The following is a 26,012-nucleotide window of genomic DNA, read 5'->3' on the forward strand; positions in this document are numbered from 1 at the left end:
ATCCCCATGAGCGCTGCCGAACTCACTGCCCTGCTGCTGTTTTGCACCGCCATGAGCTTTTCGCCGGGGCCCAACACCACCCTGTCGACCGCGCTGGCCGCCAACCTGGGCCTCAAGCGCGCGCTGCGCTTTTGCTTCGCCGTCCCTGCGGGCTGGACGCTGCTCATGCTGGGCAGCGGCCTGGGCCTGGGCGCCCTCATCACCGGCGTGCCCGCCCTGCGCTGGGCCGTGACATTGCTGGGCGTGACCTACATGCTCTGGCTGGCTTTCAAGCTCAGTCGCGCCGGGCAGCTGACCGAAGTGGACAGCAACCGCCTGAACGTGACCTTCTGGCAGGGCGTGGGCCTGCAGTTCGTGAACATCAAGGCCTGGATGCTGGCGCTCACGCTCAGCGCAGGCTGGGTGGTCAATGCCGCCGGACAGCCCGCCGCCAACCCGGGCGAGCGGCTGGCCATCATCTGCGGCGTGATGATGGTGTTTGCCTTCACCAGCAACTTTGTCTATGCGCTGGTGGGCTCGCTGCTGCGCCAGTGGCTGGCTCAAGGCGCACGCCTGCTGTGGTTCAACCGCGCGCTCGCGCTCGTGCTGGTGCTCACTGCGTATTGGATGCTCACCCTATGAACCGCTCACAGGAAAAAGAAGCCCTGCTCTGGGGCCTGGTCGGCGTCACGCTGTTTGCCGCCACCCTGCCCATGACACGGCTGGCGGTGGGCTCCACCGACGCGCCCCAGCTGTCCCCCTGGTTCGTCACCTTCGGGCGCGCCGCCGTGGCGGGCTTGCTGTCCATCGGCTACCTGTGGTGGCAGCGCGCGCAAGGGCGTCTGAACCTGCCCACCCGCGCCGAATGGCCCCTGCTGGGCATCACGGCCTTTGGCGTGATCGTGGGCTTCCCGCTGTTCCTGGCGCTGGCACTGCGCCATGTGCCCAGCACCCACGGCGCCGTGGTCACCGCCCTGCTGCCGCTGTCCACCGCCCTGCTTGGCGCGCTGTGGTACCGGCAGCGGCCCTCGGCAGGCTTCTGGGCCTGCGCCGTGCTGGGCAGCGGGCTGGTGGTGGGTTTCATGGTGTGGCGCGCGGGAGGGCTGTACCTGGGCGCGGCCAACATCTATCTGCTGATCGCCATGACCACGGGCGCCCTGGGCTACATCGGCGGCGCCCGCCTCACGCCCCGCCTGGGGGCTGAGCAGGTCATCTGCTGGGTGCTGGTGTGCAGCCTGCCGCTGACTTTGCCCGTGGCTTGGTGGTTTGCCCCGGCAGAGCCGTCCCGCATTGGCGCGATGAGCTGGGTCGGCTTCCTGTACGTAGCCCTGTTCTCGATGTGGATCGGCTTTTTTGCGTGGTACCGCGCCTTGGCGCTGGGGGCCGTGCGGGTCAGCCAGATCCAGCTCATCCAGCCTTTTTTGAGCCTGCTGTTTGCCGTGCCGCTGCTGGGTGAACACCTGGATGCGGGCACCCTGGTGTTTGCTGTGGCCGTGATTGCCACGGTGTTCGTTGGGAAGCGCATGCCCATTCAACAAGGAGCCCCCGCATGAATGCCACCACCCCGGAGCAGCGACTACAACAGCTGGGCCTGGTACTGCCCGCCGTGGTTGCCCCGCGCGGCAACTTCGATGCCTATGTGCTGGACGGGAATACCCTGTACCTGTCGGGCAAGGGGTCTCCCCTGCGCAACGACATGGCGGTGGTGCCCAAGGTGGGCCGCGAGATCAGCGCCGACGAGGCTCGCCAGCATGCGCGCGACGTGGGCCTGCACCTGATTGCCACCATGCAGGCAGCACTGGGCGACCTGTCGCGCGTGCGCCGCGTGGTCAAGGTGCTGGGCATGGTGAACGCGGTGCCCGACTTCATGCAGCACACCGAGGTCATCAACGGCTGCTCCGACCTGTTGGTGGAAGTGTTTGGCGACACGGGGCGGCATGCGCGCTCGGCCGTCGGCGTCGGCTCCTTGCCGCGCGGCTTCGCGGTCGAGATCGAGGCCGTGGTGTCGATCAAGGACTGAAAACCATGCATTTGCAGAACATCCCCTTTGCCACCACCGACTGGGCCAGCATTCCGCGCGAAGAAAAAAGCGCCGAAGCGGGCCAGGCTTTCTGGCGCACCCAGACATTTGGTGACGTGCGTGTGCGCATGGTCGAGTACACGCCCGGTTACGTGTCAGACCACTGGTGCGTCAAAGGCCATGTGCTGCTGTGCCTGAGTGGCGAGCTGCACACCGAGCTGCAGGATGGCCGCCAGTTCACCCTGACGCCCGGCATGAGCTACCAGGTGGCGGACAATGCGGAACCCCATCGATCCACCTCACCACAGGGTGCCACCCTGTTTGTGGTGGACTGAAGGAACCCCATGCACACCTCTGTGGAACGAGGAATGCGGCAACTGCCCGGCCCGGACGGCGAACGCTTTGCAGCGCTGATGGCGCATGGCAGCATGCGCACCGAGCTGTATGCGCCGCGCGGCCACGACCCGCAGCAGCCCCATGCGCAGGATGAGCTGTATTTCATCCAGTGCGGCCAGGGCGAGTTTGTGCAAGGCGACACACGCCGCCGCTTTCAGGCGGGGGATGCGTTTTTTGTGCCTGCGGGGCAAGTGCACCGCTTTGAGCATTTTTCGGACGATTTTGTAACGTGGGTGGTCTTTTGGGGACCATCCGGAGGAGAACGAGAGTGAAACTGAACGACCTTCCACAGACCAGCACCTGGACCCTGGCACGCCGTGCCGAGCGCATGAACCCCTCGGTCATCCGCGAAATCCTGAAGGTCACGGAGAAGCCCGGCATCATCAGCCTGGCAGGGGGCCTGCCCTCGCCCAAGACTTTCCCGGTGTCGGCCTTTGCCGCCGCTTCGGCCGCCGTGCTGGCCCAGGACGGCCCCGGCGCCCTGCAATACGCCGCCAGCGAAGGCTACGGCCCGCTGCGCCAGGCGATTGCCGACTTCCTGCCCTGGGATGTGAACCCCGACCAGATCCTGATCACCACCGGCTCGCAGCAGGCGCTGGACCTGATTGCCAAGGTGCTCATCGACGAAAACAGCCGCGTGCTGGTCGAAACCCCCACCTACCTGGGCGCGCTGCAGGCCTTCACCCCCATGGAACCCAGCGTGGTGGCCGTGGCCAGCGACGACGAAGGCGTGCTCATCGACGACCTGCGCGCCAAGGTGGGCACGGGCGCCGACAAGGCGCGCTTCCTGTACGTGCTGCCCAACTTCCAGAACCCCACGGGCCGCACCATGAGCGAAGCCCGCCGCGCCGCGCTGGTCAAGGCTGCTGCCGAGCTGAACCTGCCGCTGGTGGAAGACAACCCCTACGGCGACCTGTGGTTTGACAACCCGCCGCCCGCACCGCTCACGGCCCGCAACCCCGAAGGCTGCATCTACATGGGCTCGTTCTCCAAGGTGCTGGCCCCCGGCCTGCGCCTGGGCTTTGTGGTGGCCCCCAAGGCCGTGTACCCCAAGCTGCTGCAGGCCAAGCAGGCGGCCGACCTGCACACCCCCGGCTACAACCAGCGCCTGGTGGCCGAGGTGATGAAGGGCAACTTCCTGGACCGCCATGTGCCCACCATCCGCGCGCTGTACAAGCAGCAGTGCGAAGCCATGCTGGCCGCGTTGACCAAGGAAATGGCGGGCCTGGGCGTCGAATGGAACCGCCCCGACGGCGGCATGTTCCTGTGGGTTCGCCTGCCCGAAGGCATGAGCGCCATCGAGTTGCTGCCCAAGGCCGTGGAGCGCAACGTGGCCTTTGTGCCCGGCGCGGCCTTCTATGCCGACAACGCCGACCCGCGCACCCTGCGCCTGTCATTCGTGACCTCCACCGTCGAGCAGATCGCCACCGGTATCGCCGCGCTGGCAGCAGCCATCCGTGAGAGCAAGGGCTGATTCACCATGCTGAGGCTCTGGGGTCGGCTGTCGTCCATCAACGTGCGCAAGGTCGTGTGGGCCGTGCAGGAGCTGGGCCTGCCTTCTGTGCAGCGTACCGACGCGGGCGGCCAGTACGGCATCGTGCGCGAGGCGCGCTTTCTGGGCCTCAACCCGAACGGCCTGGTGCCGCTGATCGAGGACGGGGACACGGGCGTGACGCTGTGGGAGTCCAACGCCATCGTGCGTTACCTGTGCGCCCGGCATTCGCTGGGCAACCTGTACCCCGAAGACCTGCCCACGCGTTTTGCCGCCGAGCAGTGGATGGACTGGCAGCAGACCACGCTGAACCCCGCCGGGCGCGACGCGTTCCTGCAGTGGGTCCGCACGCCTGCCACGCAGCGCAATGAGGCGCTCATCGCCGCATCGGTCGCCCTGACCGAGCCGCTGATGGCGATGCTGGACGCGCACCTGGCGCGCCAGCCCTTCATGGCGGGCGAGCGCTTCACCATGGCCGACATCCCGGTGGGCTGCGAAATCCACCGCTGGTGGGGTCTGCCCCAGGCGCGCCCGGCAAGGCCGCACCTGGAGCGGTGGTACAACACGGTCAGCACCCGTCCCGGCGCCCGGGGCGTGTTGGACCAGCCCCTTGCGTGAGCCTCACCATGCACCAGCGCCCCTTCAAGCAGATCGACGTTTTCAGCGACCGCCCCGGCTACGGCAACCCTGTGGCCGTGGTGCTGGATGCCGATGGCCTGAGCGACAGCGACATGCGCCGCTTTGCGGCGTGGACCAACCTGTCGGAAACCACCTTTCTGATGCCGCCCACCGACGCAGGGCGCGCTGCCGGAGCCGACTACCGCCTGCGCATCTTCAGCCCCAATGGAGAGCTGCCTTTTGCGGGCCACCCCACCCTGGGCACCTGCCATGCCTGGCTGCAGGCGGGCAACGCCCCCCGCCAAGGTGGCATGGTGATACAGGAATGTGCACTGGGCTTGGTACGCATTGCACATGCCAACGGCACCCTGGCCTTTGCCGCGCCGCCGCTCAAGCGCAGCGCCCCCAGCCCTGCGCTGGTGCCGCTGATCGCGAGCGCCCTGGGCCTGCGCCCGCAACAGATTCTGGGCGCGCAGTTGCTCGACAACGGCCCCGTGTGGCTGGGCCTGCTGCTCGACAGCGCCGACACCGTGCTGGGCCTGCACCCCGACCACGCACGCCTGAAGGACCTGGGCCAGGACGTGGGCGTGATCCACGTGAGCCCCACGGCCAGCAACACCAGCCAGCCCGGGGCCGTGGTGCGCGCGTTTGCCGCGCCCATGGGCAACCCCGAAGACCCGGTGACGGGCACCCTCAACGCCAGCTTGGCCGAATGGCTGATTGCCGACGGTCTGGCCCCCCGCAGCTACCTGGTGGCCCAGGGCGAATGCCTGGGCCGCGCGGGCCGCGTGCACATCCGCCAGGACGACGACCACCAGCTGTGGGTGGGCGGGCACGCAGTGACCTGCATCGAAGGCACGGTGCTGCTATGAACCTGCGCTGCCCTGCCCCGCGCCCCAGCGGCTGATTTCCCCCTCGGCCTCGCCAGAGCGCCGTGCCACAACAACCCATTTACCCACCGGTCCATACCCCGGTGAGCCCCCGGCGTGCCCAACCGCCGCCACCTTCGCCACCATTTTTGACCTCAAGGACCTAACCACCATGCACCAGCGCCCCTTCCAGCAAGTCGATGTGTTCACCGCCACGCCCTACCGTGGCAACCCCCTGGCCGTGGTGCTGGACGGCTCCGGCCTCAGCACCGAAGCCATGCAGGACTTCACCAACTGGACCAACCTGTCCGAAGCCACCTTCCTGCTGCCCCCCACACCCGAAGGCCGCGCCGCCGGGGCCGACTACCGCGTGCGCATCTTCTGCCCCGGGCGCGAGCTGCCCTTTGCAGGCCACCCCACACTGGGCAGCTGCCACGCCTGGCTGAAGGCCGACGGCCAGCCCCAGGTGGCGGGCAGGGTCGTGCAGGAATGTGGCGTGGGCCTGGTCACGCTGCGGCAGGACGGCGAGCGCCTGGCCTTTGCCGCGCCGCCCCTGATCAAGAGCGGCCCCCTCGCGGAAGAGGACGTCGTGCTGATCGCCAAGGGCCTGGGGGTGGCACGCAGCGACATCCTGCACCACGCCTGGTGCGACAACGGCCCCAACTGGCGCGGCGTGATGCTGGCGAGCAGCGAGCAGGTGCTGGCGCTCCAACCCGACGCCAGCATCCTCGGCCAGCTGGACGTGGGCGTGGTGGGCCCGCGTGGCAAGGTGGGCGTCATCGGCAGCACCGATGCCGACGGCATTGCGTTTGAAGTGCGCGCCTTTTTCCCCGGCAACAACGGCCTGGCCGAAGACCCCGTGACCGGCAGCCTGAACGCCGCGCTGGCCCAGTGGCTCATCGGCGCCGGGCTGGCCCCCACGCAGTACGTGGCCAGCCAGGGCACCCGCCTGGGCCGCGCGGGGCGCGTGTTTGTGGAGCAGGACGGCGACACCATCTGGGTGGGCGGCAGCAGCGTGACCTGCATTGCGGGCGAGGTGCTGCTGTGACCAGCGCCCCCCACGCGCCCTGCGTGGACCACCTGGTGGTGCTGGCGACCGACCTGGCCAGCGGCGTGGCCTGGTGCGAACGCATGCTGGGCGTGGCCCCCACCGCAGGCGGCGAACACCCGCTGATGGGCACGCACAACCGCATCTTCAACATCTCCGGTCCCGCGCACCCCCGCGCCTACCTGGAGATCATTGCTATTAACTCAATAGCTACCCCCGCAATACCAGCAGGCGCAAGGCGCTGGTTTGACATGGATGATGCCGCCCTGCAGCAGCAAGTGGCGCAGCACGGGCCCCAGCTCATCCACTGGGTGGCCAGCGTGCCCGATGTGGCCGAGCGCTGCGCCGCCCTGGCGGCGCTGGACGTAGAGCGCGGCGCCGTGATCACCGCCAGCCGCCCCACGCCGAACGGCCTGCTGCAGTGGCAGATCACGGTGCGCAGCGACGGCCTGCGCCTGATGGACGGCTGCCTGCCCACCCTCATCCAGTGGGGCCCCGTGCACCCCTGCGACAGCCTGCCCGCCAGCGGCGTGCAGCTGCAGCGGCTCGCGCTGCAGCACCCCCAGGCCGCCACGTTGCTAACGGTCTGCGAGGCCATCGGCGTAGCGGACAAGGTGGCCATTGCGGCGGGCGACGCCCCCAACCTCACCGCACAGCTCATCACCCCCCGCGGCCCTGTCGCCCTGTCGTCACGCACCCCGGAGTAAGCACCATGCTGTTTTCACCGCAAGAACTGGCCCTCTTTGCCATCGCCGCTCTGGTGCTGGTGCTCACCCCCGGGCCCAACATGGTGTACTGCGTCTCGCGCAGCCTCACCCAGGGACCACGCGCCGGACTGATTTCGCTTTCAGGCGTGGTGTTGGGTTTTGTCGTGCACCTGCTGGCGGCAGCCCTCGGCCTCACCGCATTGCTGGCGGCCGTTCCGCTCGCGTTTGACGCCATCCGCTACGCCGGCGCCGCCTACCTGCTGTGGATGGCCTGGCAGGCCGTCAAACCCGGGGGCGCCGCGCCGTTTGAAGCGCGCAACCTGCCGCACGACAGCCCGCGCACGCTGTTCCTCATGGGCTTCATGACCAACCTGCTCAACCCCAAGGTGGCCATGTTCTACCTGTCGTTCTTCCCGCAGTTCCTGCACCCCGAGCGCGGCCAGCTGCTGCAACAAAGCCTGACGCTGGGCGCCGTGCAGATCAGCACCAGCGCCGCCGTCAACGCCCTGCTGGTGCTGGGCGCCGCACGTGTGGCGCTGCTCCTCAACCGCAATGCCGCATGGATGCGCGCCCAGCGCTACTTCATGGGCACCGTCCTGGGTCTGCTCGCCCTCAAACTGTTGACTGAAAAGAAAGCCGCCGCATGAACACCCGCCTCGACCCCACCGCCCTGCTGCCCACCCTGGCCGACATCGAAGCCGCTGCCGAGGTGGTGTACCGCGACTTCGCCGCCACGCCCCAGTACCGCTGGGGCCTGCTCAGCCAGCGCCTGGGCACCGACTGCTGGCTCAAGCACGAGAACCACACCCCCGTGGGCGCATTCAAGATTCGCGGCGGCCTGACCTACTTCGACCAGCTCGCCCAGCGCGGTGCCCTGCCCATGGAAGTGATCAGCGCCACACGCGGCAACCACGGCCAAAGCATGGGCTGGGCTGCGCGCCGCCACGGCGTGGCCTGCACCATCGTCGTGCCGCGCGGCAACTCGCTGGAGAAGAACGCGGCCATGCGCGCTTTAGGCGTCACGCTCATCGAACACGGCGACGACTTCCAGGAAGCGCGCGAACACGCCATCCAGCTCGCGGCCCAGCGCGGCGCCCACATGGTGCCCAGCTTCCACCCCGACCTGCTGCGCGGCGTGAGCACGTATTGGTGGGAATTTTTGCGCGCCGTGCCGCAGCTCGACGTGGTGTACGTGCCCATCGGCCAAGGCTCGGGCGCGTGCTCGGCCATTGCGGCCAAACTGGCGCTACAGCACCCCGTGCGCGTGGTCGGCGTGGTCAGCCGCCACGCCACCACCTATGCCGATTCACTGGCCGCTGGTCATGTGGTGGAAGCACCCGTCACCACCCAGCTCGCCGACGGCATGGCCTGCCGCGTGGCCGACGCCGAGGCGCTGGCCGTGATGGCCCCGCACATCGACCACATCGTGCAGGTGAGCGACGCCGAGGTGGCCGACGCCATGCGCGCCCTGTTCACCGACACGCACAACGTGGCCGAAGGCGCGGGCGCAGCTGCCCTGGCGGCGGCGCTGCAGGAGCGCAATGCCCTGAAGGGCCAGAACGTGGGCCTGGCGTTGACGGGTGGCAACGTCGATGCGCCCATGTTTGCAAACACTCTCGCCATGCACTGACAGTCTGCTGGACAATGCCCCTCGCACGGCCACCACCACGGCGGCCGTGACAACACAAAAAACTGAGGGAGTGTCCATGGCAAGCCAAGCACCGTCCGGCTACCGCTGGGGCCTGCGCGCAGTCATCGCGTTGCAGTGCCTGCTGATTCTCGCGTTCGTGTACCGGGGGCTGTCCGCCCCCGGCCCTTTCGGGCCCCGCCTGCCCGCCGTGCAGGGCGAGACGCTCTGGCTCGAAAGCCATGGCACCCTCCACCAGTTCGATGCCGCAGGCCGGCGGCTGCAGCAGATCCCCCTGGGCGCGCTGAAGATTTCCGACAGCCCCACCAGCCTGCAGTTCACGCAGGAGCAGGTGGCCTGGGTGCACGACGAAAGCCGCGTGGTCCGCTGCGACCTGCAACAGCGCCAGTGCCTGCCGATAGAGCTGGAGGGGCTGGACACCCGCCGGGGCTACCGCTGGGTGCGGGTGAATGCGGACGAGTCGGAAATCACCGTCTCCGATGCCTCGGAGCACCGCGTGCTCGTGTACCGGCGCGACCCCATCACCGCGCGCTACACGCTGGCACGCACCGAGGCGCAGGGCATGCGCTTCCCCAACCAGACCTTGCAGGTGGGCGACGCGATGTGGGTGGCCAACACCAACCGCCACCAGATCGTGCAGCTGCGCACCGGCCCGGACGGCAAGACCGTGCGGCAGCAGCACCCCATCGCCCACCCCGACCTGCGACCCGGGCGCGCGTTCCCATTCGCCATGGCGCAGGACCCGCGCGGGCAGCTGTGGGTGCTGGTAGCCAGTGTGGACATGCAAAACGCCGACCTGTTGTTGATGAGCCCGCAGCTCCAGCCCGACCGCGTGATTCCTCTCGCCGCCAAACAGGACCCCAACGCCATCACCCTGTTCCAGCAGCACATGCTGCTCACCGACATGAGCAACTTCCTGGTGCGCAGGCTGGACCTGCATGGCCGCGTGCTGGGGCCCTTTGGTGACGCGGCCTTCCAGGCTGAACTGGCGGCGGCACGCAACCAGGCCACCTGGTCGCGGCGCATGCCCGCGCTGCTGCTGGGCAGCGTGGCCGTGCTGATGCTGGTGGCCCTGTGGCTGGCCTGGAAGGCGGGCGAACTGCGGCAGCTGCGCGGCGCCGCATGGCGGGCCGAGCCCGAGGACAGCCCGCAGGACGAGACGGCCCCTGCGCCTGCGCCCACGACCAACTCCACTGCCGCCAAGGATGCAGCGGCCGCCGCTTTCGCTGGCGCGGCACTCCCCATCCCGCCCGGCCGGGTGACCATGGTCAAAGCGCTGCCCGGCAGCACCCGCACGCGGCGGCGCCTGCTGCTGGCCACCAGCGCCCTGGCGCTGTTGGTCATGAGCGCCCTGCTGTACTGGATATGGCCCATGTTCTACCAGCACGACTGCGCCCCGGGCGCCGCCTGCCCAGCGTGGCTGCCGTATGGCCTGGCAGTGCTGGCCCTGGTGCCGATGATCCTGCCCCTGGTTCTGTGGCGCAGGCTGAAGGCGCTGGAAAACATCCGCATCGGCACCGATGGCCAACAGGTGCAGGCCCGGGTGGGCAACAGGCGCTACCAGGCTCCCGCGCACCAGGTCACCTGCACGCGCCAGCAGCTGCTGATCGGCCTGGGGGTGGTGCCACTGCGCCTCAACGGCGAAGCCCTGTTTGACGAAGCACTGCTGCGCCGCGACTTCATCCACCGCTTGCCCCAGATGCAAATGCACAACAGCCCCTGGAGCGCCGGGCTGCTGGGCCACTGGTGGAAAAACGGCGGCTGGCAGGGGCGTGCCATCGTGATCGGGTTCGGCGCTCTGTTTGCGCTGCTGGCGTGGTTGCTGGTAGGGCTGCTGGTGCTGCGCGGGCTGTTCTTCTGGCTGACAACGCTGGTCTGAGCCAAACACCGCCCCGCTGCTGCAACGCTGCATCATCAACTCTCAAATTGATAGCGCCGGTCGCACTAGCGACAAGCGCGCTGCGCCGGGTTGATCACAATCCGGCGCATGGGAACCCTCTACCTCGTGCGCCATGGCCAGGCCTCGTTTGGCGCAGAAAACTACGACCAGCTCAGCCCCGTCGGCCACCAGCAGGCGGTGCGGCTGGGCCAGTTCTGGCGCGAACGTGGCCAGCGCTTTGACGCCGTGATCACCGGCACGCTGCAGCGCCATGTGCAGACGTTGGACGGCATCGTGGACGGCCTGGGCGCGGCCCCCGAGGCGCTGCGCCTGCCCGGCCTCAACGAGTACGACAGCCACGCGCTGATTGCCGCCATCCACCCCCAGCCGCTGGGCCCCGCCGACACACCCGAGCGCTACCGCGCGCATTTCCGCATCCTGTGCGACGCGCTGGCGCAGTGGATGGCCGGTGTCATCAGCCCCCAGGGCATGCCCAGCTGGAACGATTTTTCCGCCGGTGTGCGCAGCGCGCTCGACCATGTGCGCCACCACCACGCAGGCCAGAACGTGTTGCTGGTGAGCAGCGGCGGCCCCATCTCCACGGCAGTAGGCGAGGTGCTGGGCACCGCGCCCGAGGTGACGATCGCGCTGAACATGCGCATTCGCAACAGCGCGGTGACCGAGTTCTCCATCTCGCCCAAGCGGTTGATGCTGCAGACGTTCAACACGCTGCCGCACCTGAACGAGGTGGAGCATGCGGACTGGGTGACACACGCCTGAAAATTTGAGATTTTTTGGCCGTTACCGCTCTATGGACAAGCCTTTATAGCTATATTTTTATAGCAAATCAACCATTCACTGTGCAGCCACCGCCCGAACGCGCGGCCGCCGATGCCGTGGCGGCGGTGGCATGACCCCACCGTGCGCTATGGTGGGTGTTTTAAGCCGCTCGCTGCCACCCCATGCGCTTCACCACCCCACCCGTTCTCGCCCTGCTGGCAGTCCTCTGGATGCCAGCGCCAGCACTCGCGCAGGATGAACCTCCGTCCAAGGCCGCGCAGAACCTCCTCTGGAAAGGCATGGACGCAGTGCTGGCAGGCTGCGTCGGCGCCCGCCCCGCCCCGCAGCAGTGCCCGGCCGGGCGCGTTGCCAAGGCATCCAGGCCCCAGACAATGGAGCGCTCCGATGGCAGCGGCAAGATCACCCTGCAGGCGGTGGAGTACCCGGGCCTGTCCATGTCGCTGCGCAACCGGCAGGTGGTGGGGCTGGAGGTCACCCAGGCATCTTGGCCCGTGCCCCACGATTTGCGCGTGGGCACGGCCGCATCCAGGGTGCGCCAGGTGTTGGGCGCCCCCACGATGGAGGGCCCGGGGCCGGACGGGGTCCAGGGGCTGTCGTACTGCGAGAAGGAAAATTGCGTGCAGTTTCTGGTGCACGTCCCTACCGGGACAATCCGCCGGGTCCGGTGGAGCTTCTACTACGACTGACAGCGGCTGACCGCCACTGACAGGACGGTGGCCACCGGCACCGCTGCCAGGGGCGAACGGCTCAGCGCAGCGGATGCTCGCGCAAGGTGCTGAGCGGCAGCGCCTGCAGCTCCTGCAGCAGCGCCACCAATTGCTGCGCTGCGGCCTGCACCACCGCCTGCCCCTTGCTGGCCGTGGCGGCGGCGGCATCGCCCACGGCACCAGCCGGGTGGTAGTCCTGCATCTGCCAGCCCAGCTTGGCGGTCTTGCCGTTGCCCAGGATGGCGTAGCGCTCGGCGCGGTCCTGCGAGGCGGAGCGGAAGTTCTGCGCATGCGCCATGTGCACCGTGGCGGGCGCGAGGTGCAGCATCATGGATGTCTCGATCTCGCCCGCGTGGATGCCAAAGCGGTGCTCCTGCGCGCTGAACTGCCCCGCCACCGCGTCGGGCAGCGGCAGGCTGAACCAGCTGGCGCTGTAGACGATAAGGTCGCAGCGCGTGCGCAGCTCGCGCGCCACGATGTCCATCACACTCACCTGGCCGCCGTGGCCATTGAACAGCAGCAGCTTCTTGACGCCCGCACGGGCCACACATTCACCGATCTCGGTCCACAACGCGATCACCGTGGCGGGCGACAGCGTGAGCGTGCCGGGGAAACGGATGTGCTCCGGGCTCAGACCCACGTTCTGCGGGGGCAAAAACAACACAGGCAAATCGGCAGGCAGCTGCGGCAGCGCGGCGTCGATCACCCCCTGCAGCAGCGTCGCATCCACCGACAACGGCAGGTGCGGGCCATGCTGCTCAACGGCCGCCACAGGCAGCACGGCCACCACTTGGTCGGCCTGGCCCGCGCCTTGCAGCGCGGCAAAGTCGCGGGTGGAGAGGTCGGCCCAGAAGCGCGATGGCAAGGTGGGGCTGGCGGGTGGGGGCGCAATGGCAGCGGTCATGGCGTGATGGTAGTCGCAGCAGGCCGCACCACCCAGAGGCACCTAACGCAGGACTGTATTGACCAGCCAATAAAACACATGCCCGGCGCCCATCAGCGACATCAGTGCGAACGCCAGATCGCTGGCACGGGTCCCGAGGCCACGGCGGCGCTGCCACACGCGCACCACCAGCGCTACCAACCAGCCCACGGTGGCAAACACGGCCCACAGCATCCACATCAGCCCCACGCCGATGCAGCCGAAGCTCTCGCAATGCAGCGTGAAGCTGTAGTACGACAGTGCCACCAGCAGCGCGCACAGGCCCAGCAGCAACACGTTGAACAGGCGCGATGCCCAGACCGCCGCGCGCGAGATCGGTGCCGGAGATGGCAACAACGAAGATGAAGGCAAAGGCGTATCCATGGCAAGCCGTGGGCAGAGTAGTGCGGGATGGGAAGCTGGACCTCAGCGGCCCAGCATAGCGCCCGCCCCTGCCTCGCGAGCTGCCGTCCATCCCGCTACCATCACCGCATGACCCACGACCTCTTCCGCCAAGACGCCTACCTGCGCGAATGCAGCGCCCACATCACTGCCACCGCCGATGCCGGCATCGTGCTGGACCAGACCGTGTTCTACCCCCTGGGCGGCGGCCAGGCGGGCGACAGCGGCGTGCTGGTGCTGGCTGACGGCACGCAGATCACCATTGCCGACACCCGCAAGGGCAAGGACGCCGACGGCAACCCCACCAGCGATATCGTGCACATCCCCGCCCCCGGGCAAGAAGACCGCGTGGCGCAGCTCACGCCCGGCACCACCGTCACGGCCTGCATCGACTGGGAGCGCCGCCACCGCATGATGCGCCTGCACACCACCAGCCACCTGCTGTGCCACGTGGTGCCTCAGCTGGTCAACGGCTGCTCCATCACGCCCGACTACGCGCGGCTGGACTTTGCAATGACCGACCCGCTGGACAAGGAGCAACTGACCGCCGCCATCGCCACCCTGGTGGCCGCCGCGCACCCGCTCACCGTGGCCTCGATCAGCGACGAAGAACTGGACGCGAACCCCGCGCTGGTCAAAAGCATGAGCGTGCAGCCCCCGCGCGGCACCGGGCGCATCCGCACCATCCGCATCGGCGGTGACGGCGACGCGCCACTGATCGACCTGCAGCCCTGTGGTGGCACGCATGTGGCCAATACGTCGGAGATTGGCGGTATCGTCGTCACAAAGATCGAGAAAAAAAGCGCCACCACCCGCAGGGTGGTGCTCGGCTTCGCCCCGTGAGCGCAGCGCAAAGCGCCGCACCTCACTGTCAACAATCTTGAACCACCGTCCCCCACCTGTTGCAATGGCTTACCTCGGCTGACGCACAACGGGGACAATAGCGGCTCGCGCGCGACCCCTCTGGTTTTTCGCCAGCCCTCCCGGGGCCGCAGCGCCCACCCCTTGCCTGCCGCCATGCCGATCTCCCTGCGCTCCGTCTCTTTCGCCTCCCTGCGCCAGCACCGCTGGTTCCGTCCTGCTGCCCGCGCCCTGGCAGGCTTGATCGGTTTGTGGCTGCTCACCTGGCTCGCTGTCCCGCCGCTGCTCAAGGGCCCGCTGGAGCGCATCGCGTCCGAGCAACTGGGCCGCACCGTGACCGTGGGCGGCATCGACTTCCAGCCCTGGAGCCTGGAATTTGCCCTGCGCGACGTGGCCGTGGCGGGTGCCAACGGCGCCCCCCCGCAGCTCACCATTGGCCGCATCTACGCCGATGGCGAGCTGCAGTCGCTGCTGCGCCTGGCGCCCGTGGTGGACGCCTTCACCATCGACAACCCCATGCTGCGCATCACCCACCTGGGCGACGGCCGCTACGACGTGGACGACATCATCGCCAAGGTCACCGCGCCCAAGAGTGAACCCGAGCCCGACCAAGGCCCAGCGCGCCTGGCGCTGTACAACCTGGCGCTCACGGGCGGCAGCATCGACTTCATCGACAACACCGTCAGCGAGACCCACGAGGTGCGCGCGCTGGCGCTGAAAGTGCCGTTCATCAGCACCCTGCCTTCGCAGCGCGAGGTGAAGGTCGAGCCCCACCTGGCGTTCACGCTCGACGGCAGCCGGTTTGACTCCTCCGCCCAGGGCACGCCGTTTGCACAGACCGGCAAAACCGACGCGCAGATCCGGCTGGATGGCCTGAACCTTGCGCCCTACCTGGGCTACCTGCCCGCCAATTTGCCTGTCAAGGTGTTGGGCGCCACGCTGGATGCAGATGTGAAAGTCGCCTTTGAGCAGCACCCGCGCATGGCCGTGAAGCTGAGCGGCACCGTGCAGGCCAGCGGGGTGCACATTGCCGACCGCCAGGGCGCCGACCTGCTGAGCTACGAGCGCCTGAAGATCGACATGGCCGATGTGCGCCCGCTGGAGCAGATCGTGCGCCTGCAGCATGTGGAGCTGACAGCGCCGGTGGTCACGGCAACACGCGATGCGGCAGGCCAGATCAACCTGGCACAGCTGGCAGCGCCCACCCCGCAGCCCTCGGCGGCCCAGGGCAAGGCCACCGCGCCTGCGGCGCCCGCGTCGTCGGCAGAAACTGCGTCTTCCTCAGCACCAGCCAGCGCCAGTGCAGCACCCGCCTCCGCAATCAAAGCCAAGGGCAAGGCCGCTGCTCCCGACTGGGTCGTGGAAGTCGCCACCGCCGCCGTGCGCGGCGGCACTCTGCGCTGGGCCGACGCCACCATGCGGCCCGCCGCCGCCTTGCAGGCCACCGAATTCGCGCTGGACGCCGCCGACATCGCCCTGCCCTTTGCCAAGGACAACGCCAAGCCGTTCACCTTCAAGGGCGGGCTCAACCTGCAGGGCAGCACGCTCAGCTTCACCGGCGAAGCCACGGACCAGAAAGCCCAGGTCAACACCACCCTGAACGCCCTGGCCTTGCAACTGGCCGCGCCCTACCTGGCCCAGACGCTGGAGCCCACGGTGACCGGCCAGCTCAGTGGCGATGTGGGCGTGCTGTGGCAAGCCCCCACCGCAGCGGCCGCGCAGGCAGGCGCCACGGGCGTCACCCTCAAGGCAGGCCCCCTGGCGCTGGAGCAGCTCGCCGTCAAGCAGGGCAAGACCACCTTGGCCAGCCTGGGCAAGCTGGAGATTGCAGGTGCCGAAGTGCCCCTGGACGCGCGCAGCGCCACGCTGGAGCGCCTGGCCATCAGCCAGCCGCAACTGGCGGTGGAGCGCGGCGCGGACGGGCGCTGGATGTTCGAGCGCTGGCTGAAGACGCCTCCGACTGCGCAAGGCAGCACAACGGCAACGGGGGCAACAGCCGACGCAGCCCCCGCCAGCAACGCCGCACCCTGGAAGCTGCGCGTGGCCGATTTCTCGGTGCAGGGCGGCACCGTCTCGCTGGCCGACAACGCCCAGCCACGGCCCGTGGCTCTGGACGTGACGGCCCTGGGCATCACCGCCCGCAACCTGGCCAGCGACGGCAGCAAACCCGAGGCCTTCACGCTCACCGCCCGCGCCGCCGCGCCCGGCAAGGGCAACAACAAGGCCGCGCCCGGCAAGATCGACTACCAGGGCACGCTGGCCCTGCAGCCCCTGGCGGCCCAGGGCCAGCTGGAGGCTACGCGCCTGCCGTTGCATGCGCTGGACGGCTACCTGGCCAGCCAGCTGTCGGTGGAGCTGCTGCGCGCCAACGTGGGCTACCGGGGCCAGGTGGCACTGGCGCAGTCCGACAAGGGCGTCAGCCTGCGCCTGGCGGGCGATGCGGTGGTCGAAGACCTGCAGGCCAACAGCACGGCCGCCTTCACCCCCAAGACCGAGGCCCAGGTGGGCGAGGAACTGCTGGCCTGGAAGAGCCTGAACCTGCGCGGCCTGGCCGTGGCCACCGCCCCCGGCACCGCGCCGCGCGTGGAGGTGAAGGAAACCAGCCTGGTGGACTTTTTTGCGCGCATTACCGTGAACGAGGTGGGCCGCATCAACCTGAGCGACATCGCAAAAACGCCTGAAGAAGCACGCGCCGCCAATGCGGCCAGTGCGTCGGCCAATACCAGCAGCGCCGCCGCCGCTGCATCCCCCCAGGCAGCGGCAAGCGCTGCGCCTGCAGCGCCAGCCGCCACTGCCCCGGCCTCCGCCGCCATCGCCCAGGCCAACCCGCTCGCCCCCGTGGTGCAGTTCGGCCCTGTGAGCCTGGTCAATGGCCGGGTGGCGTTTTCGGACTTTTTCATCAAGCCCAATTACGCAGCCAACCTCTCGGAGCTGACCGGCAAGCTCAGCGCGTTCTCGTCGCAGGCGCCCGGTGGCGATCCCGTGCTGGCCGACCTGGAACTGCGCGGTCGCGCCGAAGGCTCGGCCTCGCTCGAAATCACCGGCAAGCTCAACCCCCTGGCACAGCCCCTGGCGCTCGATATCACCGGCAAGGTGCGCGACCTGGAGCTGCCCCCACTCACGCCCTATGCCGTCAAGTACGCCGGGCATGGCATCGAACGCGGCAAGCTCAGCGTGGATGTGAACTACAAGGTGCTGCCCAACGGCCAGCTCACCGCCAGCAACCGGCTGGTGCTCAACCAGCTGACCTTTGGCGAGCCTGTGGAGGGCGCCCCCAACAGCCTGCCCGTGAAGCTGGCCGTGGCCCTGCTGGCCGACCGCCAGGGCGTGATCGACCTGGACCTGCCCATCAGCGGCTCGCTCAACGACCCCCAGTTCCGCATCGGCCCGGTGATCTTCAAGATCATCGTCAACCTCATCGGCAAGGCGCTGACCTCGCCCTTCAGCCTGCTGGCCAGCGCCTTTGGCGGCGGCGACGAGATGAGCCACGTGCCCTTTGCCCCCGGCAGCGCCACCCTCACGCCCGAGGCGCAGCAGAACCTGGACAAGGTGGCCAAGGCCCTGGCCGACCGCCCCACGCTCAAGATCACCGTGACCGGTACCGCCAGCCTGCAAGAAGAACGCGAAGGCCTGCAACGCGAAAGCCTGCAGCAACGGGTGCTGGCCGAAAAGCGCCGCGCGAGCCCTGCGGACACCAGCCCCGTGTCGGCCGCCGAATACCCCGCCCTGCTCAAGGAGGTGTACCGCCGCGCCGACATGCCCAAGCCGCGCAACCTGGTCGGCCTGGCCAAGGACCTCACCGTGCCCGAGATGGAAGCCCTGCTGCTGGCCAACCAGGCCGCCACCGAGGCCATGGCCGCCGAGCTGGCCACCCAGCGCGGCCAGGCGATCCGCGCCTATCTGGTGGCGCAGAAGCTGCCGGTGGAGCGGTTGTTCGTAGCGGCCCCCAAGGCTGGAAAACAGCCCGAAAAGTGGACACCCCGTGCGGATTTGAGCCTGGCGACACAATAGGCGGCTGGCTGGCGGAAGGTTTCGGTGAATCCCCCTCCACCAGTCTGATCGCCCCGCAGGCAGAGCACAGGGGCGCCGGAACCAAACCCGCCCTGCCCGCTCCCACACTGCACCATGCCTTCACGCCCGTTTTACCGCCTCGCAGTTACTCTGTTTTTGATAGCTGCAAGCGCTTTATGGACGGGCGCAAACGCCCAATTTGGCTCCAAAACTACCGGCCAAGGCACCAGCGTGGTCACCACGCCCTATGTGCGTGCCGAGCTGCTGGCCCATGCGCCCCAGGGCGTGGCGCCCGGCCAGCCGCTGTGGCTGGGCCTGCAGATCACCCACCAGCCCGAGTGGCACACCTACTGGAAGAACCCCGGCGACTCCGGCCTGCCCACCGACCTGGCCTGGACCTTGCCTGCCGGGCTGGACGCGGGCGAAATCGCCTGGCCCCTGCCCAAGAAGATTCCCATCGGCACGCTGGCCAACTACGGCTACGAAGGCACGGTGCTGCTGCCAGTGCCGGTGACGGTGGCCAGCACCTACGCCCCCGGCCCGCTGGCCAAGGACGCGACGATCAAATTGCGCGCCTCCTGGCTGGTATGCCGCAAGGAGTGCATTCCCGAAGAAGGCGAATTCACGCTGCAGTTGCCCATCCAGAGCACCACCGCGCTGAACGGCGCTGCATTCGACGCCGCCGCAAAGGCCCACCCCGGGCCCGTGCTGGCGGGTACCAACGGCATCGTGCCTGACAGCCAGGCGCAGCTCGCCGCCGAGGGCAACACCTTGAACGTCAGCGTGCAGGGCCTGCCCGTGGCGCTGCGTGGCAAGACGCTGGACCTGTTCCCCGAAACCGCCGAGGTCATCGACAACGCGGCAAGCTGGAAGCAGAGCTGGAACGGCAGCGTGTGGACCGCGCAGATTCCCTTGTCCGCCCAGCGCAGCGCCAGCCCCGGCCTGATGCCCGTGGTGCTGGCCGAGCAGTCGCCCGCACACGCCACCGGCCCCGACACCCGCACCGGCTACCGCGCCGAGCTGAAGGTGCTGGGCACCTGGCCGCCGGTTGCGTCAATGACGGCGGTATCCCCCGCACTGGAGGCTGCGCTCAAGGCGAATGAAGCGCAGGCAGGCGGCGCCGCAACCTCGGCTGCGGGCTCGGGCGCCTCCGCCCTCACCCTCTCCGCCGCGCTGCTGGGCGCCTTGCTCGGCGGGCTCATTCTCAACCTCATGCCCTGCGTGTTCCCGGTGCTGGCGATCAAGGTGGTGGGCTTCACCCAGCACGCGCAAGACCGGCGTGCACACCGGGTGAGCGGCATCGCCTACACGGCGGGCGTGGTGCTGTCGTTCATGCTGCTCGGCGCGCTCATGCTGGGCCTGCGCGCGGCGGGCGAGGCGGTGGGCTGGGGCTTTCAGCTGCAGTCCCCCGCCGTGGTGGCATCGCTGGCGGCGTTGTTCACGCTGATCGCGCTCAACCTCGCGGGCGTGTTCGAGTTCGGGCATTTCCTGCCGTCCTCGGTCGCCAGCCTGCAGGCGCGCCACCCGGTGGCCGACAGCTTCCTCACCGGCGTGCTGGCCGTGGCCGTGGCATCACCCTGCACCGCGCCGTTCATGGGCGCATCCCTGGGCCTCACGGCCACGTTGCCTGCGCCCCAGGCGCTGGCCGTGTTTGGGGCGCTGGGGCTGGGGCTGGCGCTGCCGTACCTTGTGGCCAGCTTTGTGCCCGCCGTGGCGCGCGCCCTGCCCCGCCCCGGCGCGTGGATGGACACCTTCCGCAAGCTGATGGCCTTCCCCATGCTGGCCACCGTGGTCTGGCTGGTGTGGGTGCTGGGCCAGCAAAGTGGCATCGACGGCGCGGGGGCGCTGCTGATCCTGCTGGTGGGCCTGTCGCTGGTGGTGTGGGCCCTGTCGCTGGCAGGCCGCGCGCGGGTGTGGATGGCCACGGTGTCCATCGCAGCCATGGCCTTGCTGGTCTGGGCCTTTGCGCCGCACATCACCCACATTCCCACCGCGCAGGCCGCCACGCCCTCCACGCAGGCCTCGGCCACTGGCTGGCAACCCTGGGCACCCGGCGCGGCCGAGCAGATCGTGGCCGGGGGCCGCCCCGTGTTTGTGGACTTCACCGCCGCCTGGTGCGTAACCTGCCAGTACAACAAGAAGACCACGCTGGCCGACGCCGACGTGCTGGCCGACCTGCAAGCCAAGAACGTCGCCCTGCTGCGCGCCGACTGGACGCGCCGCGACCCCGCCATCACGGCCGCCCTGGCGTCACTGGGCCGTAGCGGTGTGCCCGTGTACGTGTTCTACCGCCCCGGCAAGCCGCCGGTGGTGCTGACCGAGGTGCTCAGCGTGGACGAGGTGCGCGCCACCATCGCCCAGCTGTAGCCCTCCCTGCTTTCGACCACCCGCCAACCCTTCAGGAGACCCCGCCATGAAGCTGCTTCGCCGTACGTTGATCGCCACCGCTGCCCTCGTCGCTCTGGGCGCCCAGGCCGCCGCCACCGTGGGCCAGCCCGCGCCCGACTTCACGCTCAAGGACACATCCGGCAAAACCGTGCGCCTGTCGGACTTCAAAGGCAAACACGTGGTGCTGGAATGGACCAACCCCGGCTGCCCCTTTGTGCGCAAGCACTACGACAGCGGCAACATGCCCGCTACGCAAAAGGACGCCACAAGTAAGGGCGTGGTCTGGCTGTCCATCAACTCCACCGAAAAAGCCAGCAGCGACTACCTGGAGCCCGCCAAGCTCATGGCCTGGAAGCAGGAGCGCAAATCCGCCCCCACCGCCGTGCTGATGGACGAGGAAGGCACCGTGGGCAAGAGCTACGGCGCCCGCACCACACCGCACCTGTACATCGTCAACCCGCAGGGGCAGCTCATCTATGCGGGCGGCATCGACAGCATCCCCTCGGTCCGCCCGGCCGACATCGAGAAGGCTACCAACTATGTGAAGGTGGGGCTGGCGGAGGCGCTGGCGGGCAAGCCGATTTCGGCGGCGACGACGGCGCCGTATGGGTGCAGCATCAAGTACAAGTCCTGAGCCTGGGATTGGGCCACCGCCCACACTGCATGCAGTGCGCGGCGGCACTGTTGTGCATTGGCGGGCACCACTAAGATGCGGGCATGCACTGCGAACAATGTGGGCGTCCGCTCGCCAACCCGACCGCCATCTGCACGGCCTGCGACCAGGAGCTGTCCACCCCCACAGGCGGGGGGCGATACCGTTGCCCCGCATGCCACGGGCTCTTCGATGACTGGACCACCACCCTTTTGCCCCGCAACGCCCGCTGGTACACCCCCCCGCGTGAGTTAACAACCTGTCCACTCTGCAAAGAGGCATTGCAGTGGAAGCGAGATGCGGAACCTGCGCAGCTCTCTGCGAGTTTTCAGGGCATCGCCTTGGGCATGTTGGTGGCGCTCCCGAGCACCATACCCACTTCGCTCCTGAAGGGAGTCAAGGAACATCTGGGAACATGGTTTGCGATCCTGCTCTTTCTGCTGCTGATCGCGATGCTCTTCATCGCTGTTCGTCCGTCCATGCTGAACACGGGGGAAGGCGCCGGCCACTTTGTACCGGTGCAAGCGCCACCAGCGGGGAAGCCTCAATTTTGGGCGTGCTTGATCACCGTTGTGGCCATCACGACGAGCATCTGGACTGCCCCGCAGGCGGCCCAGCTACTCCTGTGGTGTGCCTGGTACGGGCTGGCTGCAGCGGGCTGTCTGGCCGTCGTCCTGTGGCGGCGCTCTGCCGAACGGCACCAGCGCTTGCAGACCTGACCCAGCGGCCCCGTCCCACACCAGCCTCCCACCCGCCTTTCATAGCCCATCGCCCCCATGCTCCGCACCCCCGACACCATCAGCACCCTGCGCCACCTGCTCACCGCCTGCCGCACCATTGCGGTGGTGGGCCTTTCACCGCAGTGGCACCGCCCCAGCTACTTCGCGGCCAAGTACATGCAGGCGCATGGCTACCGCATCGTGCCGGTCAACCCGCTGGTGGCGCGCGAGGGCGGGCAGATCCTGGGCGAGACGGCGTACGCCAGCGTGACCGAGGCGGCCGCCGCGCTGGCGGCGCAGGGGCAGAAGATCGACATGGTGGACTGCTTTCGCAAGAGCGAGGACATCCCGCCGCTGGCCGAAGAGGCCGTCGCCATCGGCGCCCAATGCCTGTGGCTACAGCTGGGCGTGTTCAACGAAGTGGCCGGGCAACGCGCCGAGGCCGCCGGGCTGCAGGTGATCCAGAACCGCTGCGTGAAGATCGAACACGCGCGGCTGTTTGGGGGCCTGGGCTGGATGGGCGTGAACACGCGCGTGATCAGTGCCAAGCGCCTGCGGCAGCTGCCTTACTAGCAATTTGATAGCTACAACCGCTTACCCATCGCGCGCAAACGGCCTTTTTTATTCATAAACCATGTCTTCCAACCCACCCTCCGGCGCCGACCGCGCCTTTGGCTTTGGCACCCGCGCCATCCACGCCGGCGCCCAGCCCGACCCGGTGACCGGCGCGCGCGCCACGCCCATCCACCAGACGACCAGCTTTGTGTTCGACAACGCCGAGCACGCGAGCAGCCTGTTCAATCTGCAGACCTTTGGCAATGTCTACAGCCGCATCAGCAACCCCACGGTGGCGGTGTTCGAGGAGCGCATCGCCAGCCTTGAAAACGGCCGCGCCGCGCTGGCCTGTGCCAGCGGCATGGCCGCGCAGATGGCGGCGCTGCTGGCCATCCTCAAGACCGGTGACCACATCCTGGCAGCCAGCACGCTCTACGGTGGTACGGTGGGGCAGCTGGGCGTGGGCTTCTCTCGCCTGGGCATTGAGACCACATTCGTGGACCCGGCCGACCCCGCAAACTTTGCGCGCGCCATGCGCCCCAACACCCGCGCCGTGTATGGCGAGACCATCGGCAACCCGCTGGTCAACGTGCTCGACATCTCCGCCGTGGCCGAGGTGGCGCATGCGCATGGCTTGCCGCTCATCATCGACAACACGGTGGCCAGCCCTTATCTGTGCAACCCGCTGGACCTAGGCGCTGACATCGTGGTGCACAGCGCCACCAAGTACATCGGCGGGCATGGCACGACCATGGGTGGTGTAGTGGTGGAGGGTGGCAAGTTCCCCTGGGACAACGGCAACTTCCCCGAAATGGTGGAGCCCAGCCGCGCCTACCACGGCGTGAAGTTCTACGAGACCTTTGGCGACTTTGGCTACACCATGAAGGCGCGCATGGAGGTCAACCGCACCTTTGGCGGCGTGCTCTCGCCCATGAACGCGTGGCAGCTGCTGCAGGGCGCCGAAACCCTGCACCTGCGCATGCGCGAGCACTGCCGCAATGCACTGGCCGTGGCGAAGTTTCTGCAAAGCCACCCGCAGGTGGCGTGGGTCAACTACCCGGGTCTGGCGGATTCGCCGTACTACAACCTGGCACAAAAGCAGTTCCGCGCGGTGGATGGCGCGCCGGGCGCCTCGGGCATCCTCACGTTTGGCGTGAAGGGCGGTGCAGCGGCGGGCGAGAAGTTCATCGACGCCTGCGAATTCTTAAGCCACCTGGCCAACATCGGCGACGCGAAGACGCTGGTGATTCACCCTGCATCGACCACGCACCGCCAGCTGAACGAAGAGGAGCTGGCCCGCGCGGGCGTGAGCGCAGACATGGTGCGGCTGTCGGTGGGGATTGAAGACCTGGACGACATCCTGTGGGACATCGACCAGGCGCTGGGGCGCGCAGCGGGCTGATCGCCCAACCGCCTACACAGGGCCGACCGGCGCCCCCAGGCGCTGCGACAAACTCCGCGCCGCCTCCCGCAGATGCTGCGCCGCCGGGCTGGCGGGCCCGGTCTGCAGCGTGGCGCTGGGGCCGATCACGGCGATGCACAGCACCAGCTGCCCGAACCCGTCGAACACCGGCGTTGCCAGCGCGCTGATCCCGGGCAGCAGCTGGTCAGTCACTTCGCTGATCTGGTGCTGGCGCACAGCCTCCAGCTCGGCCGCAAAGGCGGGCTCATCCAGCGCGCCCGCAAACCCTTCGGACGCCAGCGCAGCCGCAGCGCGCTCGCGCGGGCCGAAGGCCGCAAACACCTTGCCCGTGGCCGTGTGCCGCACCGAGGCCGTGGTGCCGTGGCGCATGGCCACGTACACGGCCGTGGGGCCTTCTTCCACACGAATGATGGTGGGGCCACTGTCGCCCCAGACCGAGGCCGACACGGTGTAGCCGATGCGCTGGGCCAGCGCGGGCAGCTCGGCAATGGCCAGGCGCACCGGGTCCACCTGCTGCAGGCTGATCAGGCCCAGCTGCATGGCCAAGGGGCCCAGGCCGTAGTGGCCGCTCACGGCGTCCTGCTCGATCAGGCCCAGCTTGCCAAAGCTCACCAGGTAGGGGTGGGCCTTGGCGGCCGTCATGTCCGCCGCGCGGGCCAGGTCCTTGAGCGCCATGCGCCGGCCGGTGCGTGCCAGCACCTTCAGCAGCTGGCCACCCACCTCCACGCTCTGGATGCCGCGCGGGCTGCGGGGCGTGTCTTCGTCGTCGGCGGGGGGCAGGTCGGGGGTCGTGGTGGGCATGGGGCGATTGTCCACGCAGCGCAGCATCCATCCGCACCTCGGGTTTACACCTAAACAAATGCGTTAGACATGAACGAATTTCTTGCCTAACATCAACGCATTCCGTTTAGATAAACGCATTCACCATTAACAAATCACCACCATGAGCACCGTCAAAACCTTTGCCTCCGCCGCCGACCTCGAAGTGAAGAAGGTGAGCTTCGACAAGCTCTCCGACCACGCCTATGCCTACACGGCCGAGGGCGACCCCAACACCGGCATCATCATTGGCGACGACGCGGTGATGGTCATCGACACCCAGGCCACGCCCGTGATGGCGCAGGACGTGATCCGCCGCATCCGCGAGGTGACGGACAAGCCCATCAAGTATGTGCTGCTGAGCCACTACCACGCGGTGCGCGTGCTGGGCGCCAGCGCCTACGGCGCCGAGCACATCATTGCCAGCGAGGACACGCGCGACCTGATCGTGGAGCGCGGCCAGTTCGACAAGGACAGCGAGATCGGCCGCTTTCCGCGCCTGTTCCAGAACGTGGAGAGCGTGCCCGACGGCCTGACCTGGCCGACCATGACCTTCAACAGGAAGATGACCCTGTGGCTGGGCAAGCTGGAGGTGCAGATCCTGCAGCTGGGCCGGGGCCATACCAAGGGCGACACGGTGGCCTGGCTGCCGCAGGAAAAGATCCTGTTCAGCGGCGACCTGGTGGAGTTCGACGCCACGCCATACGCAGGCGACGCGTACTTCCAGGACTGGCCGCAGACGCTGGACAACATTGCGGCCCTCAAGCCCGAGAAACTGGTGCCCGGCCGGGGCGCCGCGCTGCAGACACCTGAGCAGGTGCAGGCGGGCTTGGCGGGTACGCGCGCCTTCATCAGCGACCTGTACGAGAGCGTGAAGGCCAGTGCGGCCAAGGGCGAGGACCTGCGCAAGGTCTACGAGGCCACGTTTGCCAAGTTGCAGCCCAAGTATGGGCACTGGGTCATCTTCAACCACTGCATGCCGTTTGACGTGACCCGTGCGTACGACGAAGCCACGCAATACCCCGACCCACGCATCTGGACCGCCGAGCGCGACATCCAAATGTGGAAGGCTTTGGAAGGCTAGGCCGCTGAGGTT

Annotated in this window: 26 protein-coding genes; 23 read left to right on the top strand and 3 right to left on the bottom strand. The window is 68.1% G+C overall.

Annotated elements, in window-relative coordinates; translation table 11 throughout:
- Window positions 1-6 precede the first annotated feature (6 nt).
- From AC07Z7_RS05655 to AC07Z7_RS05725, 15 genes are all read left to right on the top strand, one after another.
- A complete protein-coding gene (locus AC07Z7_RS05655) occupies window positions 7-621 on the top strand; it encodes a LysE family translocator (protein ID WP_494765612.1) in 615 nt (204 codons plus the stop codon).
- Complete coding sequence (locus tag AC07Z7_RS05660) at window positions 618-1,532, top strand: DMT family transporter (RefSeq protein WP_494765613.1); 915 nt, start codon at window positions 618-620, stop codon at window positions 1,530-1,532. The genes AC07Z7_RS05655 and AC07Z7_RS05660 overlap by 4 nt, the downstream gene beginning before the upstream one ends.
- On the top strand, window positions 1,529-1,999 hold the full coding sequence (locus tag AC07Z7_RS05665; protein ID WP_494765614.1) for a RidA family protein: 471 nt from the start codon (window positions 1,529-1,531) through the stop codon (window positions 1,997-1,999). Before AC07Z7_RS05660 ends, AC07Z7_RS05665 begins: the two co-directional genes overlap by 4 nt.
- A 5-nt stretch (window positions 2,000-2,004) precedes the next feature.
- Window positions 2,005-2,334: a DHCW motif cupin fold protein gene (locus AC07Z7_RS05670; RefSeq protein WP_494765615.1), complete on the top strand. Its 330-nt coding sequence runs from the start codon at window positions 2,005-2,007 to the stop codon at window positions 2,332-2,334.
- Between the two features lie 9 nt (window positions 2,335-2,343).
- On the top strand, window positions 2,344-2,667 hold the full coding sequence (locus tag AC07Z7_RS05675) for a cupin domain-containing protein (RefSeq protein WP_494765616.1): 324 nt from the start codon (window positions 2,344-2,346) through the stop codon (window positions 2,665-2,667).
- The gene (locus tag AC07Z7_RS05680; RefSeq protein ID WP_252658772.1) at window positions 2,664-3,869 is read left to right on the top strand and encodes an aminotransferase-like domain-containing protein; all 1,206 of its coding nucleotides are present in this window, start codon (window positions 2,664-2,666) and stop codon (window positions 3,867-3,869) included. The genes AC07Z7_RS05675 and AC07Z7_RS05680 overlap by 4 nt, the downstream gene beginning before the upstream one ends.
- A gap of 6 nt (window positions 3,870-3,875) precedes the next feature.
- Window positions 3,876-4,505 carry a glutathione S-transferase gene (locus tag AC07Z7_RS05685; RefSeq protein WP_494765617.1) on the top strand — a complete coding sequence of 210 codons (630 nt, stop codon included), beginning with the start codon at window positions 3,876-3,878 and terminating at the stop codon, window positions 4,503-4,505.
- A gap of 8 nt (window positions 4,506-4,513) precedes the next feature.
- A complete protein-coding gene (locus AC07Z7_RS05690) occupies window positions 4,514-5,377 on the top strand; it encodes a PhzF family phenazine biosynthesis protein (protein ID WP_094290439.1) in 864 nt (287 codons plus the stop codon).
- A 169-nt stretch (window positions 5,378-5,546) separates the two neighbouring features.
- The gene (locus tag AC07Z7_RS05695; protein ID WP_494765618.1) at window positions 5,547-6,422 is read left to right on the top strand and encodes a PhzF family phenazine biosynthesis protein; all 876 of its coding nucleotides are present in this window, start codon (window positions 5,547-5,549) and stop codon (window positions 6,420-6,422) included.
- Window positions 6,419-7,129 (top strand): VOC family protein, encoded by a 711-nt coding sequence (locus tag AC07Z7_RS05700; protein ID WP_494765619.1) that lies wholly within the window; start codon window positions 6,419-6,421, stop codon window positions 7,127-7,129. The genes AC07Z7_RS05695 and AC07Z7_RS05700 overlap by 4 nt, the downstream gene beginning before the upstream one ends.
- Before the next feature lie 5 nt (window positions 7,130-7,134).
- Complete coding sequence (locus AC07Z7_RS05705; RefSeq protein WP_094290292.1) at window positions 7,135-7,776, top strand: LysE family translocator; 642 nt, start codon at window positions 7,135-7,137, stop codon at window positions 7,774-7,776.
- A complete protein-coding gene (locus tag AC07Z7_RS05710) occupies window positions 7,773-8,759 on the top strand; it encodes a threonine dehydratase (protein ID WP_494765620.1) in 987 nt (328 codons plus the stop codon). The genes AC07Z7_RS05705 and AC07Z7_RS05710 overlap by 4 nt, the downstream gene beginning before the upstream one ends.
- 76 nt (window positions 8,760-8,835) lie before the next feature.
- Window positions 8,836-10,656: a hypothetical protein gene (locus tag AC07Z7_RS05715; RefSeq protein ID WP_494765621.1), complete on the top strand. Its 1,821-nt coding sequence runs from the start codon at window positions 8,836-8,838 to the stop codon at window positions 10,654-10,656.
- 108 nt (window positions 10,657-10,764) lie between these two features.
- Complete coding sequence (locus AC07Z7_RS05720; protein ID WP_494765622.1) at window positions 10,765-11,436, top strand: histidine phosphatase family protein; 672 nt, start codon at window positions 10,765-10,767, stop codon at window positions 11,434-11,436.
- A 182-nt stretch (window positions 11,437-11,618) separates the two neighbouring features.
- The gene (locus tag AC07Z7_RS05725) at window positions 11,619-12,143 is read left to right on the top strand and encodes a hypothetical protein (protein WP_494765623.1); all 525 of its coding nucleotides are present in this window, start codon (window positions 11,619-11,621) and stop codon (window positions 12,141-12,143) included.
- 61 nt (window positions 12,144-12,204) lie between these two features.
- Here AC07Z7_RS05725 and AC07Z7_RS05730 read toward each other — a convergent pair whose 3' ends face one another.
- Window positions 12,205-13,068, bottom strand: coding sequence for a creatininase family protein (locus tag AC07Z7_RS05730; RefSeq protein ID WP_494765624.1), 864 nt, complete (start codon window positions 13,066-13,068; stop codon window positions 12,205-12,207).
- Between the two features lie 42 nt (window positions 13,069-13,110).
- Entirely contained in the window at window positions 13,111-13,470 is a 360-nt protein-coding gene (locus AC07Z7_RS05735) for a hypothetical protein (protein WP_094290297.1), read from the bottom strand.
- A 108-nt stretch (window positions 13,471-13,578) separates the two neighbouring features.
- On the opposite strand from AC07Z7_RS05735, the gene AC07Z7_RS05740 reads away from it, so the two are divergent.
- From AC07Z7_RS05740 to AC07Z7_RS05770, 7 genes are all read left to right on the top strand, one after another.
- Window positions 13,579-14,331, top strand: a complete 753-nt coding sequence (locus AC07Z7_RS05740) for an alanyl-tRNA editing protein (RefSeq protein ID WP_094290298.1) — start codon at window positions 13,579-13,581, stop codon at window positions 14,329-14,331.
- A 174-nt stretch (window positions 14,332-14,505) separates the two neighbouring features.
- On the top strand, window positions 14,506-18,360 hold the full coding sequence (locus tag AC07Z7_RS05745; RefSeq protein WP_494765625.1) for a DUF748 domain-containing protein: 3,855 nt from the start codon (window positions 14,506-14,508) through the stop codon (window positions 18,358-18,360).
- Between the two features lie 114 nt (window positions 18,361-18,474).
- Window positions 18,475-20,727 carry a protein-disulfide reductase DsbD family protein gene (locus AC07Z7_RS05750; protein WP_494765626.1) on the top strand — a complete coding sequence of 751 codons (2,253 nt, stop codon included), beginning with the start codon at window positions 18,475-18,477 and terminating at the stop codon, window positions 20,725-20,727.
- A gap of 46 nt (window positions 20,728-20,773) precedes the next feature.
- Window positions 20,774-21,382, top strand: a complete 609-nt coding sequence (locus AC07Z7_RS05755) for a thioredoxin family protein (RefSeq protein ID WP_494765627.1) — start codon at window positions 20,774-20,776, stop codon at window positions 21,380-21,382.
- Window positions 21,383-21,465: 83 nt separating this feature from the next.
- Window positions 21,466-22,119 (top strand): hypothetical protein, encoded by a 654-nt coding sequence (locus tag AC07Z7_RS05760; RefSeq protein ID WP_494765628.1) that lies wholly within the window; start codon window positions 21,466-21,468, stop codon window positions 22,117-22,119.
- 57 nt (window positions 22,120-22,176) lie between these two features.
- Complete coding sequence (locus tag AC07Z7_RS05765) at window positions 22,177-22,692, top strand: CoA-binding protein (protein ID WP_494765629.1); 516 nt, start codon at window positions 22,177-22,179, stop codon at window positions 22,690-22,692.
- Between the two features lie 61 nt (window positions 22,693-22,753).
- Window positions 22,754-24,076: an O-acetylhomoserine aminocarboxypropyltransferase/cysteine synthase family protein gene (locus tag AC07Z7_RS05770; protein WP_494765630.1), complete on the top strand. Its 1,323-nt coding sequence runs from the start codon at window positions 22,754-22,756 to the stop codon at window positions 24,074-24,076.
- 12 nt (window positions 24,077-24,088) lie between these two features.
- Here AC07Z7_RS05770 and AC07Z7_RS05775 read toward each other — a convergent pair whose 3' ends face one another.
- Window positions 24,089-24,898, bottom strand: coding sequence for an IclR family transcriptional regulator (locus AC07Z7_RS05775; RefSeq protein ID WP_494765631.1), 810 nt, complete (start codon window positions 24,896-24,898; stop codon window positions 24,089-24,091).
- Window positions 24,899-25,040: 142 nt separating this feature from the next.
- On the opposite strand from AC07Z7_RS05775, the gene AC07Z7_RS05780 reads away from it, so the two are divergent.
- Window positions 25,041-26,000, top strand: a complete 960-nt coding sequence (locus AC07Z7_RS05780; protein ID WP_343735621.1) for an MBL fold metallo-hydrolase — start codon at window positions 25,041-25,043, stop codon at window positions 25,998-26,000.
- Window positions 26,001-26,012 lie beyond the last annotated feature (12 nt).

This window comes from Acidovorax sp. GW101-11A03, from assembly GCF_059424825.1.

Coding starts and splice junctions, on each gene's coding strand:
- AC07Z7_RS05655 (WP_494765612.1), top strand. CDS start 7: ATGAGCGCTGCCGAACTCACTGCCCTGCTGCTGTTTTGCACCGCCATG.
- AC07Z7_RS05660 (WP_494765613.1), top strand. CDS start 618: ATGAACCGCTCACAGGAAAAAGAAGCCCTGCTCTGGGGCCTGGTCGGC.
- AC07Z7_RS05665 (WP_494765614.1), top strand. CDS start 1,529: ATGAATGCCACCACCCCGGAGCAGCGACTACAACAGCTGGGCCTGGTA.
- AC07Z7_RS05670 (WP_494765615.1), top strand. CDS start 2,005: ATGCATTTGCAGAACATCCCCTTTGCCACCACCGACTGGGCCAGCATT.
- AC07Z7_RS05675 (WP_494765616.1), top strand. CDS start 2,344: ATGCACACCTCTGTGGAACGAGGAATGCGGCAACTGCCCGGCCCGGAC.
- AC07Z7_RS05685 (WP_494765617.1), top strand. CDS start 3,876: ATGCTGAGGCTCTGGGGTCGGCTGTCGTCCATCAACGTGCGCAAGGTC.
- AC07Z7_RS05690 (WP_094290439.1), top strand. CDS start 4,514: ATGCACCAGCGCCCCTTCAAGCAGATCGACGTTTTCAGCGACCGCCCC.
- AC07Z7_RS05695 (WP_494765618.1), top strand. CDS start 5,547: ATGCACCAGCGCCCCTTCCAGCAAGTCGATGTGTTCACCGCCACGCCC.
- AC07Z7_RS05705 (WP_094290292.1), top strand. CDS start 7,135: ATGCTGTTTTCACCGCAAGAACTGGCCCTCTTTGCCATCGCCGCTCTG.
- AC07Z7_RS05710 (WP_494765620.1), top strand. CDS start 7,773: ATGAACACCCGCCTCGACCCCACCGCCCTGCTGCCCACCCTGGCCGAC.
- AC07Z7_RS05715 (WP_494765621.1), top strand. CDS start 8,836: ATGGCAAGCCAAGCACCGTCCGGCTACCGCTGGGGCCTGCGCGCAGTC.
- AC07Z7_RS05720 (WP_494765622.1), top strand. CDS start 10,765: ATGGGAACCCTCTACCTCGTGCGCCATGGCCAGGCCTCGTTTGGCGCA.
- AC07Z7_RS05725 (WP_494765623.1), top strand. CDS start 11,619: ATGCGCTTCACCACCCCACCCGTTCTCGCCCTGCTGGCAGTCCTCTGG.
- AC07Z7_RS05730 (WP_494765624.1), bottom strand. CDS start 13,068: ATGACCGCTGCCATTGCGCCCCCACCCGCCAGCCCCACCTTGCCATCG.
- AC07Z7_RS05735 (WP_094290297.1), bottom strand. CDS start 13,470: ATGGATACGCCTTTGCCTTCATCTTCGTTGTTGCCATCTCCGGCACCG.
- AC07Z7_RS05740 (WP_094290298.1), top strand. CDS start 13,579: ATGACCCACGACCTCTTCCGCCAAGACGCCTACCTGCGCGAATGCAGC.
- AC07Z7_RS05745 (WP_494765625.1), top strand. CDS start 14,506: ATGCCGATCTCCCTGCGCTCCGTCTCTTTCGCCTCCCTGCGCCAGCAC.
- AC07Z7_RS05750 (WP_494765626.1), top strand. CDS start 18,475: ATGCCTTCACGCCCGTTTTACCGCCTCGCAGTTACTCTGTTTTTGATA.
- AC07Z7_RS05755 (WP_494765627.1), top strand. CDS start 20,774: ATGAAGCTGCTTCGCCGTACGTTGATCGCCACCGCTGCCCTCGTCGCT.
- AC07Z7_RS05760 (WP_494765628.1), top strand. CDS start 21,466: ATGCACTGCGAACAATGTGGGCGTCCGCTCGCCAACCCGACCGCCATC.
- AC07Z7_RS05765 (WP_494765629.1), top strand. CDS start 22,177: ATGCTCCGCACCCCCGACACCATCAGCACCCTGCGCCACCTGCTCACC.
- AC07Z7_RS05770 (WP_494765630.1), top strand. CDS start 22,754: ATGTCTTCCAACCCACCCTCCGGCGCCGACCGCGCCTTTGGCTTTGGC.
- AC07Z7_RS05775 (WP_494765631.1), bottom strand. CDS start 24,898: ATGCCCACCACGACCCCCGACCTGCCCCCCGCCGACGACGAAGACACG.
- AC07Z7_RS05780 (WP_343735621.1), top strand. CDS start 25,041: ATGAGCACCGTCAAAACCTTTGCCTCCGCCGCCGACCTCGAAGTGAAG.